Source organism: Myxococcus virescens, assembly GCF_900101905.1.
Taxonomy (GTDB): Bacteria; Myxococcota; Myxococcia; order Myxococcales; family Myxococcaceae; genus Myxococcus; species Myxococcus virescens.
The window spans coordinates 1-12,438 of record NZ_FNAJ01000015.1; the positions used below are offsets into that span (position 1 = coordinate 1).

Here is a 12,438-nt window from a genome sequence, read left to right on the forward strand (position 1 = left end):
CAGCCGCTCCAGCTCCCTCACCTGGGCCTGCAGCCGCTTCACTTCGGACTCTGGGACTACCGCCTCGTCTGCGCCTAGGCTGGACATCGAGCCCTCCTCCGCCAGTCGCCTCCAGTGGAACAACATGCTCGCCGACAGTCCATAGCGACGGGCCACCGAGGAGATGCTCTGCCCGGCCATCTCCGCTTCTGCCAGGAACCGTTGCTTCTCCTCGGCGTTGAAGCGTCGTCGGCGACCAGGGCGAGCCGGTGGGATGACTTCTACTTCGAGTGCCTTCGTGTCCATCTCTAGGCTGGTCCTATGCGTTAGGGACCTGTCCGTTCGAAATGGGGGCTACACCAGGAAGATGTCCGTATAGCCATCCCCGTTGAAATCGCCGGCCACCAGATTCAGATTCGAAACCCAGGTCTCCTGCGAGGTGGCACTGAAGCTCAGTGCGCCCATTCCAGAGTTGCCGTAGCGAATCTCCACCTCGCCCGTAGGCATGTAGTAGCGGAAGATGTCCGTATAGCCATCCCCGTTGAAGTCGCCGGGAATCATCTTCAGGTTTCCAACCCACGTCTGCTGCGAGGAAGGGCTGAAGAGCAACTCCGTCATGATGGCCGACCCGTAGCGGATCTCCACCTCGCCCGTGCTCGGGCGGTACCGGAAGATGTCCGTGAAGCCATCCCCGTTGAAATCGCCGGGAATCAGTTCCAGTCCAGGAATCCACGTCACCTGGGATAGAGCACTGAAGAGGAACTCGTCCATTTCGGGCCGACCGTAGCGAATCTCCACCTCACCGGTGCTGGTGTTGTAACGGAAGATGTCCGTGTTGCCATCTCCGTTGAAGTCGCCGGGGATCATCTTCAGATTTGCAATCCATGTCTTCTGGGACGAGGCACTGAAAAGGAGGTCCCCCGTACCAGCATTGCCGTACCGAGTTTCCACCTGACCGGTACCGGTATCGTATCGGAAGATGTCTGCGTAGGCGTCACCATTGAAATCCGCACCAGGCACCTGGGAAGGTCCGTAAACACTGCGGGCGCCGATTCGGTCGAGCAATGAAAGGCGGGAGTAGGTCGACAAACCGCCACATTGCGGATAGTTCATCACCGACTCCGAATCATACGCAGTCAAACCCTCCCAGAGCTCACTCTCAGAACAATCCGGATTCGAAGAAGAAATGCGAAGATGCTCGTGTGGAAAACCAAGAATATGCCCCACCTCGTGCGTAAGTACCTTAGCGACGAGAGCATAATCATAGATCACATAGCGCCTATTCAACTCGACGCGCCGATCAGACCGCTCAAAGTCCGGGTAAAACGCCATTGCCACGACCCTGGAGTAACCAGACGGAAGAGCAGGTCCGCCTGGTTCCACGGGAATCCAGCACGCGACCGGATGCTCCTCGCAAAAATCAATGGGCTCCTTATTCATGAACACATCAAAAACAACATTCTCCTGCGTCGGCCCACAATCCCCATCATACTGACTCAGGTGAACGAACTTCACATCAGCAGCAGCCTCCCACTTGCGCATCGCAAGCCCCAGGTCATGAACCACCTGAGCGTAGTGGACTCCCAACGACGCACTGTCCACGCAGTAGGTCAAGTGGCGCTTCTGAGCTGCACTCCAAACACTTCGCTGCCCACCAGAGATACGAACAGCTAGCGGGCTGCGCGTGACTCCGTGAGCCGATGCTTCAACGTGAGCATCGTAATAGCTCCGGAGTTCCTCCTGGCTCCTGAAAACTTCATCGCCATTCGCGATATAGACGCCACGTGAAGGAGCGAAATAAGAGGACGCAAGAAACTCCTCCCACGTCGGAACCCTCACGGTCTCGTCCGCTTCACTCGAGGCCAGTTCCTGTGCCCCCTCACCACAGCCCAAGGAACCCGTCGCCAGCGCCGCCAAACATGACCAAACACCTACGATTCGTCTCACAGACCACTCCATTCGCGCAGCAGCGAACCAGCCGTCCCAAAACCTGGAATAGAAGAACAAGCCACCAACTCAAGACTCCTCACCGCCCCTCAAGCCGAGCGGTCGATGAGGATGACCGTGTCTAACAAAGGGGTCTGACATCACTCAATACCCAAATCCACAACCAGAAAATCTGGCTTTCCCACAACAAGCGCCGCCAAAGCCTCACTTGGAAGAGCCGAGTGCATTAGCACTATTCACTCGCAGATACTGGAACCCGTTCACGGACGTCGCCCCAAACCCGGCACTGCACGCGAAGCGGCGGCTTCATCGCGAAGGCAAGACCCAAACGGACGCCCAGGAGAGTCAGCGACGCCCCACATCCGAAGCCCATTTCGCCTCGGTCCAGAGTAGACAGGGCTCATGAGCGCCCCTGTCTTCATCTACCTGACCCCGCCCGACGGACTCGTCCCCCTGCTGACGCCGGCGCGGCTCGCGGCCTTCCGCGACTGGCTCTGGCGAGAAAACACGGAGCACCTGAACGCGGAGGAGCTGGCCGACATCGAGTCGGACGAGGAGCTGATGGCCCTCCTCGGCCTCGTGGACCACCTGCTCCAGCAGGGCGCCGAGTCCCTGCGCAAGCCCCCCACCCGCCACGCGGACGCGATGCTGGACCTGCTCGATGAGCTTTCCGACTACTTCACCTGCGAGGAACTGGGCATTCCAGAGGGCATGGAGCTGGCGACGGACCTCAAGCCCACCGACAAGCAGGTCCGCGCCTCGGACGTCGTCATCGGAGAGAACTGTCCCGAGCGGACGTTCGAGCTGTGGCGTCACCTCGTCTGGGGCCGGGCGCCGGACCGGACCGTGGCGGAGGGCATTGGCCTGCGACGCAACTTCCCCTCCATGGGCTACTGGACGGCCGCGGAGGTCCGGCACGTGCGCGACGACCTGCGCCAGCACCTGAGCGGGCCCCCTGACTACATGCCCATGAACAACTGGGCCCGCTTCATGACGTCGCTCCGCCTGAAGCTGACACGGACCGGCCGGGCAGCAGCCCCCGCCCCGGCGATTGAGGCCATCTCCCGCGCCGTGGACCGGGCGGTCCGAGAAGGTGCGGGGCTGCTGTTCGCGCGCTGAGCCCGACGTCAGGTCAGGCTGCGCGCCAGCGCCCCCAGCGTGGAGATGGCCGCCTCGATGCGCGGCGTCCACGGGTGGCCACAGTTCAGCCGGAAGCAGTGGCGATAGGAATCCATCCGCGCGGAGAAGATGGGCCCCGGGGCGATGCTGATGCCCGCTTCCAGGGCCTTCGCACTCAACGCCAGCGAGTCCACCTGCCGCGGCAGCTCCACCCAGAGCAGCGCGCCACCCGAGGGCCGCGTCACGCGCGTGCCTTCGGGGAAGAACTCCGCCACGGCCTCGGCCATGCGCTCCACCTGCGCGGCGAGCCGACGGCGCAAGGAGCGCAGGTGTCTGTCATAGCCTCCATTCTGAAGGAAGCGCGCAATCGCATACTGGGGCACGGTGGCGGTCGTCACGGAGGTGGAGAACTTGAGCAACTCCACCCGCTCCCGGAAGCGGCCCGGCGCCACGTAGCCCACGCGGAAGCCCGGCGCGAGCGTCTTCGAGAACGAGCTGCACAGCAGCACGTTGCCGCGCGTGTCGAATGCCTTGCATGCGCGCGGACGCTCGGCGCCGAAGTGCAGGTCGCCGTAGATGTCGTCCTCGATGAGCGGCACGTCGTGAGCATCCAGCAGGTTCACCAGCCGCTGGCGCCGCACGTCGGGCATGCAGCTGCCCACCGGATTGCTGAAGCTGGGCACCGCCAGCACCGCGGCGATGCGCCGCCGCGTCAGCGCCGCCTCCAGCGCCTCCATCTGCATGCCGTTGCGTGGGCAGCAGGGAATCTCCAGCGCGCGCAGGCCCAGCGCTTCGATGGACTGCAGCGTTCCGTAGTACGCGGGGGACTCGATGGCGATGGTGTCTCCCGGGCGGGCCACCGCGAGCAGGCACAGGTGGATGGCCTCGGACGCGCCGAAGGTGGTGATGAAGTCGTCCGCGGCCAGCGAGCAGCCCCAGTCCATGGAGCGGCGCGCGAGCTGCTGGCGCAGCTCCGGACACCCGGGCAGCGCGTCGTACTGGATGCTCCGGTCGCGCGATTCGCGGCTGAGCGCGTTCAGCTCGCGGTACAGCCTGCGGACGGGCAGCAGCTCCGGCGCGGGCGAGGCGGCGCCCAGCTTGACCATGTGGGCATCCCCCATGGACCGGTAGACGCTCGCGACGAGCCCGCTGACGGTGACAGCGGTGGCGCTGGACGCGGGCCGGGACACCTGGGGCTCCGCCAACCGGGGCCGCTCACGGCGGCGCACGTAGTGGCCGGACTGGGGGCGCGTCTCGATGAGCCCCAGGGACTCCAGGTGCAGGTAGGCCTGGAGGACCGTGGAGATGCTCACCCGCTCGCGCAGGCTGAGCTGCCGCACGGACGGCAGCCTGTCTCCAGGCTGCAAGGTGCCCGCGGAGATGGCATCCGCGAGCCGCTCGGCCACCTGCTCATAGAGCTTTGCTTTGTGTGCCACCGCGCCCATGGCTCCTCCCAAGGTGAGCCGCATCCACCACGGCCGGTATCGGAGACGAGAACGGGCCCGTTGCCCAGATACAGCTCCCATCAACAGCGACCGGCACAGTTCGCCGGAGCAGAACTGTACCGATAACAATCTCACCTGACTGAATCTGTTCCGCAACCGCCCGGGGGCGCATGTTGGCGCCCTGGAGGACGCGGTGATGTGGGACTGGATGAGGACGGTGGTGAGCGGGCTTCGGTTCGAAGCAGCGCCAGCGCGGAACATGGGCCCGGTTCACCTGGCCCAGGGCGCCTTGTGGAGCGAGCGCACCCGGAGCGGACATCCCCTGACGCTGACGTGTCGCGAAGGCATGCTGTGGCTCACCTGCGAGGGCGATGCGAAAGACTACGTGCTGCACCCCGGCGACACGCTGCGCATGGAGCGCTCCGGGCACGTGGTGGTGCAGGCGCTGAAGCCCTCGCGCTTCTGCCTGATGCAGCGCGCTCCGGTCCATACGCCGTGCACGCCTCCCGTGAGGAAGCATGAGGGGCTCGTCCGATAGTCGGTGCCATGCCCTGCCTTGCTATCGTCCGCGCCATGCCCAGCCGCCCTGACTGTCGCCGCCTCGCCTCGGTCCTCACGCTCGTGTCTTCGCTCCTCACCGCGCAGGCCGCGGAGGTCTCCCCGGCGGAACGGGTGGAGACCTCGCCGGGCCTGTCACCTGATGCCGTTCGACGCGCCTTCGACAGCCAACGCCAGACGCTCGCGTCCTGCATGCGTCTGGTCTCCATCCAGCGCGGGAAGGACAAGGCCCCGCATTCGATTGAGTTCGTTCCGTGGAAGGCCGGACCCGACACGGATGATCGCATCCGGGTGCGCTTCACCCTGGCGCCAGACGGCAAGGTCCAGAAAGAAGAAAGGCAGGCGGAGGCATGGGGCGTGCGGTCGATGTTCCTCGACCCCGGCTGCGTGGAAGAGCGGGTGAAGACCTGGTCCTTCCCGACCTTTCCAGGCAACCATGACGAGCGGGTGCAGGTGGAACTGTGGGCGCGGTTCCGGACCACGGAGGCGGAACGGACGGCGGCAGCCACCCGGTTGCGTGAATTCTACGGCGACTTCTGCAAGGCCCTTTCCGCATTGAAAGTCACCCAGCAGCCTCAGGCAGGCGTGGCGTGGCGCGCCACCATCAAACGCTTCCTCGCCGAGCACGGCGCGCGCGTCGACCCACGCATCGGCACGGCCATGCAGGCGGTCGGAGACATCGCGGGCCACGACCTGCCAGGCGCCATCTCGATTTATGAGCTCAGCATGGAAGAGTCGCTCGCCACGACCATTCCATGCCCGAAGCTCCGCGCCTGGGTGAAGGAGGGGTGAGCCCCAGGCCGGCCCCTCCTCGCCGGCCCACTCAGAGCACTTCGCGCAGGTTGCCCTCCACGATGCGCGTCAACTGCGTCACGCGCTTGTGGAGCCAGAACCCGAAGGGCTGGATGCGCTCGGGCTTCGTCATCCTGGGCAGCTTCTGGATGCTCTCATCGAAGCCGACCACGGCGTGTTCGCGCGTCGGGGACTTCGTGCGCAGGTCAAAGGCGAAGGACCTGCCGGTGTGCCAGCCGCCGTGGAACACGGTGAGGCGCTCCAGCTCCGCGTTTCCAGTCGCCTCGACGAGGCCGTCGAGGTCATAGACGTCGTCGGCGATCTCCAGGCAGCTCCAGCCTCCACCCGAAACGTTTCCGCACGGGAACGTGGGCAGGCCATTGTCGACCGCGTTGTCCACAATCCAGGTGATGGAGCCGTACACGCGCAGGAAGTAATCCCAGCTCGACTCTGTCTTCCTGGGCTTGAGCGCCTTCACGCCATTCCAACGTCCGATGCGGTGCTTGTAGACACGCTTGAAGAAGGACAGATTCTGGTCGAGCGAGCCCATGCGCTTGGGCTCCTTCTTCACGTCGAGGTGCTCCGCGACGAAGTGCGCCTTGGGGTAGCGCGCGTGAAGGTCCTTGAGCATGGCGATGGCGGTGTCGACCGCCGCGAACGCGTCCTGCGGCTTGGAGAAGGTGGGCGCCTTGGGAGCAGCGGGCTTCTTCGGCGCGCCCTTTGGAGCCGCGGGCTCGGGGTTGGAATGGGCAGCGTCCCGGAGCTCCACATTGCGCAGGACGAAGCCAGCCTTCTCCTGGGCGCGGATGCGCTGCTCCGCCCGCTGGATGGCGGCCTCGCGGCTGCCGGCGGCCGTCTCCTTGCGGTAGTTCTCGACGGTCCGATTCCCATCGACCCAGATGACCCATTGGGTCGAGGCACCCTTGCGATACTCACGCACCGTGATGCGCTTCCGGTTCGCGTTCCAGGGCGTGCCATCGCGGAAGCCCAGCTTCCGGTAGCGCGCCACCAGGGCCTCGACGTCCGACGCGTCGCAGAGGGAGACGAGGTGGGCGCCGTTCAGGGTGCCTCGGCGGACCACTGCCTTCTCTCCGCGCACCTCCACGTCGACGAAGAGCTGGGACAGCAGCTTGAAGAGCGTGAAGCGTCCCGTCACGGGAGCGGACACCTTCAGTGCCTTGGGCTCCGGCTTGTAGAGGGTGCCCGCGCTCCAGACTCGCAGCTCGCCTCCCGCCGAGTAGAGCCAGACCTCGTCCTTCACATCGAGCTGAGGCTCCGAGTACCAGATGGCGTCGCCGCCGTTGAGTTCCTGTAGGCGCTTCCAGTCGGACATACGCCCCCTCTCGCATGGGGCTGACGAGGGGTCAACGGTAGCACCGGCTCAACGGCCCGAGCCGCGCGCGCAGCCGGCCAGGAGGACGCGCTCCGCTGCCGGCTTCACAACCCCAGCGCGCTCATGGGGATGCGGTACATGTCCCCCGTGCCGCGGCCAATGCCCTGGACGGCGCTGTCATCCCGTGGCGCATCGAAACGTGCCCCCACGTCGCCCGTGAAGGGGCGCGTGCTGCTGAAGTAGAGCCACTTTCCGTCGGGGGAGACGCTGTGGTTGTAGTCGCTCGCGGGCGTGTTGATGCCTTCGCAGAGCCGGCGTGCAGGTGTCCATGCGCCATCCACCTTGCGGCTGAGGAACAAGTCGTATCCGCCCAGGCCGTCTTCCCGCCGCAGTGCACTGAAGATGAGGTAGCTCTCATCAGGCGCAATCCACGGCTCGAGCTCATGGACCGACGAATTGATGGCGGGCCCCAGGTTCTCTGGCGGCTGGTAGGCGCCGTCGACCCAGCGGGAGACCCAGAGGTCGCTGCCACCCAATGTGCCGTCTCGCTCACCCCCGAAGTAGAGATTGCCATTGGCGGCCACGGCCGGTGACCACTCGTCGCGGTGCTTGTCGTTGACGGGAGCCGGAAGGCGTCGCGCGTCCTCCCATGCTCCGTCGGTGTCCAGCGACGCGGTCCAGATGTCATACGAGCTGCGGGGGCCTTGCTCCCCAGGCTCGGGACGGTTGGAGATGAAGTACACCGTGCGCCCGTCGGGTGAGAAGTGTGGGTCCGCGTTGCTCCACTCGGTGGCGAAGCGCGGGAGCACCGGACGGGACCAGTGCCCTTCATCGGTCCGCTGCGTTTCGTAGAGCGTATAGTGTTGGAAACGGTCATCTGCCCTTCCAAAGAGCACGCGTCGCTGGTCTGGAGAGAAGGCCATGAAGAAGTCCCAGGCCCCGGTGGTGAAGAGCCCCGCGCCGTAGAGTTCAGGCGTGCAGGTGCCCCCGTGACTCTCCAGCGCCTCCGCGGGCCGTCCACCGTGTGCGCCACAGCCCAGCTCCCAGAGCGTCATCATCAAGAGCACGCCTCGCATCGACGACATCCCCGCCATGTACGGCTCCTCCTGGACGTTGCTTCAGCATCACGGCGGTCGGGATAGCATCGGCCCATGAGGCGAAACTTTGGGAATGTTGCGGTGCTTCCCGAACGGGCTCCCGGCTATCACGCGCTCAGCGAGGGCGAGTCCTTCGACATCAGTGACTGTGTCTGTCGAGCAGGCGCCCGCAGCCCCATCTTCGGCGGCGAGCACGCACAGGTCTGCATCAGTGTCGTGCTGTCCGGCGTGTTCCATGTCCGGAGCCCCGAGGGGGCCGCGGTGGTGGGGCCGGGCGCGCTGGTGCTCGGGAACCGGTCGGCGCCCTATGAGTTCCGGCACGTCGATGATGGAGGAGACCGCTCGCTCGTCATCGAGTGCTCCGACGCGCTGCTGGACGATGCCCTCCGCTCGCTGGGGCGTTCCCATCGAGGAACGCGCCCCTTCGCGCGCGTCTGCGCTCCGGCGTCGCTCACATCGGTGAACGCAGTGCTCCTGGCGCGACAAGCACTCGAGAGTGGCCAGGTGGAGGACCTGCGAGAGGCGGCACTGGCGGTGGTGGATGCGGGGGTGACGCTGGGAAGCAACCCGACGGAGACACGGGTGGAGGTCTCCGACCTTCAGGCGCGCAGAGTGGCTCGGGTCCTGCGGTATCTCGAATCAAGGTTCATGGAGGACTGCTCGCTGGACACGCTCGCGGACGTCGCGGGGCTCACGAGCTTTCACTTCCTGCGCATGTTCCGAGCCGTGACGGGACAGACACCCCGCCAGCTCGTCATCGCCACGCGGCTTGGCGTGGCGGCCTCGGCGCTGCGCGGCAGCCGTGCGCGAATCACCGACGTCGCCCTGGAAGCCGGCTTCGGGGACCTGTCCCACTTCACGACGAGCTTCACGCGAGCGTTCGGTCTCTCGCCTCGTGCCTACCGCGCTCGCGCGCTCAAGCACGCCTGACCGCGGTGGCAGGCGCGGCTCGCGCTTCCGCCATCGAACAGAACACCTGAGTCACTGCTTCAGGGCATCGCCAAGGCGGGATACCGCACGGTGCGGGAACTCGAAGCGCCAGATGGTGGCGCCGTTCGCCGCGAACTCCCCTTCGAGCCGACGGAGCGCGCGCCAGAATGAGAGAACGATGTCTCGCGCCGGAGCTTCCATCCTGAAGCGTTCCGCTTCGGTGTCCTGCATGCGCGTCCGGTCCGGCAAGCGCACGAGCCGCAGGGCCGCCTGAAGGCCAGGACCAGGCTCCAGGCGCAGTTCGTCTACTTCCGGTTCCCCATTCAACTGCGTCGCGCCCGGGAGCCCGTTCTCGTAGAAGCCGAGAAGCGATTCCGCCAGGTGCCGAAGCGAGTCGAACGGCACATCGGAGAAGGTCGAGGAGACGTGCCGTCCCTGCACCTCGAACGAGAGCTCCAGCCACCCCTGGCCCCTACACGAGAACGCGACTTTCAATCCTTGCCCCATCACGGGTGAGCCTACCGGAGCTGAACAGCCGCTACGAATTGGCGCGGCTCGCGTTCACCATGGGGGAACCCCATTCGAAGTGAAACGCGCCGCCGCCCTCACTCGCCTGGATAGCAGCCGTGGAACGGACCTGTGCTTCCGCCGATCCCACCTGAATCCCCGCCCTCCCATTCCCCCGAGCCGGAACGCATTCTCGAAGCCCACTACGACTTTCCGAGGACCTCTCATGGCTCACGACCACCACCATCCCGCCCACCACATCGTTCCAGGATTTGGCGCGGACCGCGCCGCTCACTACGACGCCCAGGCGTCCGTCGCGCTCGCGGGCACCCAGGCCCTGTATGAACTCGGCGTCAGCACGCTGACGGCCCAGCTCGACGGCCAGGACGCGGCCTCGCTACTCTTCGTGGGAGTGGGCACGGGTGCGGAGTTGATGCCCTACACCCGCTTCGACGTCCCCGGCTGGCGCTTCACGGGCGTGGACCCCTCCGACGCCATGCTCGACGTCGCGCAAAAGCGCCTGGAGGCGGAGGGCCTCCTCTCGCGCACGCACCTGCACCACGGCGAGCTCCACACGCTCCCGTCCGGCCCCCTCTTTGATGGCGCGCAGATGATGGGCGTCCTCCACCACGTGGAGGGTGAAGCAGCCCGCCTCGATTTGCTCCGGGAAGTCGCCCGTCGGCTCAAGCCCGGAGCCCCTCTCGTCGTGGGCTGCCGCATCGGCATGGACCCCGAGCTGTTGAACGTGGAGCTCCGGCGATGGCGGGCCTATGGCACCCCACGGGAGGAACTGGAGCGCCGGCGCGAGCGCTTCATGACGCTGCGACCCATCGAATCCGATGCCGCCCTGTTCGCGATGCTCGCCCATGCAGGACTGGTCGCGCCGAAGCCGATCTTCGTGTCGCTTCAGTTCAAGGTGTTCCTGGCGCGATACGCGCCCTGACAGCGACCGCCGAACCCGGAGCGCACGGCCGGAGGAGTCCGGCCGCGCGCGTCCACGGGCTCACGCCACGGTGAGGATTTCCGCGCCCTGCTCGGTGACGAGCAGGGTGTGCTCGAACTGGGCGCTGCGGCTGCCGTCGGCGGTGACGGCGGTCCACTCGTCATCCCAGGTGCGGTGACCCCAGCCGCCCAGGTTGATCATCGGCTCGACGGTGAAAATCATGCCGGGCTGCATGACGGTGTCGGCCTCGGCCTCGTAGTAGTGCGGAATCTGGAGCGCGGTGTGGAACGTCTCGCCGATGCCGTGGCCACAGTACGCGCGCACCACGCTCATGCCGTGCTGCGTGGCATGCGTCTCGATGGCGCGGCCGATGTCGCTGATGGGCCGGCCCGGCTTCACCGCCGCGATGCCATGCTCCAGGCACTCGCGCGTCACGCGCACCAGCCGCTGGCTCTCCTCGTCCACGTTGCCCACGAAGTACGTCGCCGAGCAGTCACCGTGCACACCATCCAGGTAGATGGTGACGTCCAGGTTGACGATGTCCCCGTCCTCCAGCGGCCGGCTGTCCGGGATGCCGTGGCAGATGACCTCGTTGACGGACGTGCAGAGCGACTTCGGGTAGCGGTGGTAGTTGAGCGTGCTGGGGTACCCGCCCCGCTTGATGTAGGCCTCGTGGGTAATCGCATCCAGCTCGTCCGTGGTGATGCCCGGACGCACGTGCGAAGCCACCTCTTGCAGCACCTCGGCGGCGGCCTTGCACGCCTTGCGCATGCGGGCGATGACGTCCGGCGTCTTGATGTCGGAGCCCGCGTCCTTGCGCGACGGACGGCCCGTCAGCGCGTAGTCCGGACGGGGGATGTGGAGCGGCACCTCGCGGCGCGGGCTGATGACGCCCGGGCGGATGCCCTTGCGAAGCACGTCCGGGCCCTTCTTGCGCGCCTCGGCGGCGTCCGCGCCGCGGTGGCACTTCTTGTACTTGCTGCCACTGCCACACCAACAGGTGTCGTTGGGGCCCGGAAGCACGGCGGGCGGGGAACGGGGAACAGCGGTAGTCATGACTCACCTCCAGCGCGGAGCTGCTCGGGCTTACGGGCGCGCATCCAGCGCACCACCTGGGGACGAAGCCAAAGCCGGGGCCGCCCCGTGCCCAGGTCCAGGACGGGCCGGGGCATGTCGGGATAGCGGCGCAGGTAGGTGCTGACGCTGTTGGCGTGGCGCAGGCGCAGCAACCCGGCCACCGCCTGAGCGTCAATCAGGTCTTCGGTCTTCACCATGGGACACATTTCGGGCGTGTCTATACCCCTAGACATACACCCATGCACGGCTTCTTTCCCAGACGGGGCGGCGGCACTGCTCGCCAGGCGACGCCGCCCGCCCGGGCAGGGAGCAGGCCATCAGCGCGCCAGGGCGGCACACGTCAGGCAGTGCCGGGCCTCTGGAACAGCGCGCAGCCGGTGCCGGCCAATGGCCCCGCCGCAGCGCGCGCACCGGCCGAACTCACCGTGGGCGATGCGCGTCAGCGCCTCCTCGATGTCCCGCAACTCCTGCTCCTCCGCCTGGGTGAAGGACAGGCCCCCCACCCCCAACGAGGCCCGAGCGCGCAGCCGGTGGCTGCGTTGCCGCAATGCTTCCTGGGCCTCCCGAGCCAGCAGCTCCATGTTCGTCTCCCACTGCGGCCACCCCGGCCACTCCGGCCCCTCGGCCCAGCAGGAGATTATGCTTTCAGGAAGCGTGCCTTGCGGTGCGCGGCGCTACAGCCCTGAAAACGCGCAAGGCTTGCGCACCCCG

Annotated in this window: 14 protein-coding genes; 5 read left to right on the forward strand and 9 right to left on the reverse strand. The window is 66.3% G+C overall.

The window, feature by feature from the left end:
• Positions 1 to 285: transposase (locus BLU09_RS38425; protein ID WP_143043225.1), on the reverse strand; the 285-nt coding region annotated here is incomplete at its 3' end.
• A gap of 48 nt (positions 286 to 333) precedes the next feature.
• Entirely contained in the window at positions 334 to 1,986 is a 1,653-nt protein-coding gene (locus tag BLU09_RS38430) for an FG-GAP-like repeat-containing protein (RefSeq protein WP_143043226.1), read from the reverse strand.
• Between the two features lie 342 nt (positions 1,987 to 2,328).
• Here BLU09_RS38430 and BLU09_RS30250 point away from each other — a divergent pair, with 342 nt between their 5' ends.
• On the forward strand, positions 2,329 to 3,045 hold the full coding sequence (locus tag BLU09_RS30250) for a hypothetical protein (RefSeq protein WP_090493615.1): 717 nt from the start codon (positions 2,329 to 2,331) through the stop codon (positions 3,043 to 3,045).
• Between the two features lie 8 nt (positions 3,046 to 3,053).
• Here BLU09_RS30250 and BLU09_RS30255 read toward each other — a convergent pair whose 3' ends face one another.
• On the reverse strand, positions 3,054 to 4,490 hold the full coding sequence (locus tag BLU09_RS30255; protein WP_244172145.1) for an aminotransferase-like domain-containing protein: 1,437 nt from the start codon (positions 4,488 to 4,490) through the stop codon (positions 3,054 to 3,056).
• 196 nt (positions 4,491 to 4,686) lie between these two features.
• Between BLU09_RS30255 and BLU09_RS30260 the strand changes: the two genes are divergently transcribed.
• Together BLU09_RS30260 and BLU09_RS30265 are read left to right on the forward strand one after the other, a co-directional pair.
• Positions 4,687 to 5,028 (forward strand): DUF2917 domain-containing protein, encoded by a 342-nt coding sequence (locus BLU09_RS30260; protein WP_244172146.1) that lies wholly within the window; start codon positions 4,687 to 4,689, stop codon positions 5,026 to 5,028.
• A gap of 8 nt (positions 5,029 to 5,036) precedes the next feature.
• Complete coding sequence (locus BLU09_RS30265) at positions 5,037 to 5,840, forward strand: hypothetical protein (RefSeq protein ID WP_090493621.1); 804 nt, start codon at positions 5,037 to 5,039, stop codon at positions 5,838 to 5,840.
• A 31-nt stretch (positions 5,841 to 5,871) separates the two neighbouring features.
• Here the strand turns inward: BLU09_RS30265 and BLU09_RS39565 are convergent, their stop codons facing one another.
• Together BLU09_RS39565 and BLU09_RS30280 are read right to left on the reverse strand one after the other, a co-directional pair.
• Positions 5,872 to 7,173 carry a hypothetical protein gene (locus tag BLU09_RS39565; protein ID WP_244172147.1) on the reverse strand — a complete coding sequence of 434 codons (1,302 nt, stop codon included), beginning with the start codon at positions 7,171 to 7,173 and terminating at the stop codon, positions 5,872 to 5,874.
• A gap of 104 nt (positions 7,174 to 7,277) precedes the next feature.
• Entirely contained in the window at positions 7,278 to 8,267 is a 990-nt protein-coding gene (locus tag BLU09_RS30280) for a TolB-like translocation protein (RefSeq protein ID WP_090493623.1), read from the reverse strand.
• A gap of 84 nt (positions 8,268 to 8,351) precedes the next feature.
• On the opposite strand from BLU09_RS30280, the gene BLU09_RS30285 reads away from it, so the two are divergent.
• Positions 8,352 to 9,200 carry a helix-turn-helix domain-containing protein gene (locus BLU09_RS30285; protein WP_090493625.1) on the forward strand — a complete coding sequence of 283 codons (849 nt, stop codon included), beginning with the start codon at positions 8,352 to 8,354 and terminating at the stop codon, positions 9,198 to 9,200.
• Between the two features lie 51 nt (positions 9,201 to 9,251).
• Here BLU09_RS30285 and BLU09_RS30290 read toward each other — a convergent pair whose 3' ends face one another.
• Complete coding sequence (locus BLU09_RS30290) at positions 9,252 to 9,695, reverse strand: hypothetical protein (protein WP_244172148.1); 444 nt, start codon at positions 9,693 to 9,695, stop codon at positions 9,252 to 9,254.
• A 238-nt stretch (positions 9,696 to 9,933) separates the two neighbouring features.
• Here BLU09_RS30290 and BLU09_RS30295 point away from each other — a divergent pair, with 238 nt between their 5' ends.
• Positions 9,934 to 10,650 carry a class I SAM-dependent methyltransferase gene (locus BLU09_RS30295; RefSeq protein ID WP_186817762.1) on the forward strand — a complete coding sequence of 239 codons (717 nt, stop codon included), beginning with the start codon at positions 9,934 to 9,936 and terminating at the stop codon, positions 10,648 to 10,650.
• 60 nt (positions 10,651 to 10,710) lie between these two features.
• Here the strand turns inward: BLU09_RS30295 and map are convergent, their stop codons facing one another.
• The 3 genes from map to BLU09_RS30310 all read right to left on the reverse strand — a co-directional run bounded on the left by map (position 10,711) and on the right by BLU09_RS30310 (position 12,308).
• Positions 10,711 to 11,706 carry a type I methionyl aminopeptidase gene (gene map / locus BLU09_RS30300; RefSeq protein WP_090493632.1) on the reverse strand — a complete coding sequence of 332 codons (996 nt, stop codon included), beginning with the start codon at positions 11,704 to 11,706 and terminating at the stop codon, positions 10,711 to 10,713.
• Positions 11,703 to 11,924 carry a hypothetical protein gene (locus BLU09_RS30305; RefSeq protein ID WP_171410092.1) on the reverse strand — a complete coding sequence of 74 codons (222 nt, stop codon included), beginning with the start codon at positions 11,922 to 11,924 and terminating at the stop codon, positions 11,703 to 11,705. Before BLU09_RS30305 ends, map begins: the two co-directional genes overlap by 4 nt.
• 120 nt (positions 11,925 to 12,044) lie before the next feature.
• On the reverse strand, positions 12,045 to 12,308 hold the full coding sequence (locus BLU09_RS30310) for a TraR/DksA family transcriptional regulator (RefSeq protein WP_090493634.1): 264 nt from the start codon (positions 12,306 to 12,308) through the stop codon (positions 12,045 to 12,047).
• Positions 12,309 to 12,438: the final 130 nt, after the last annotated feature.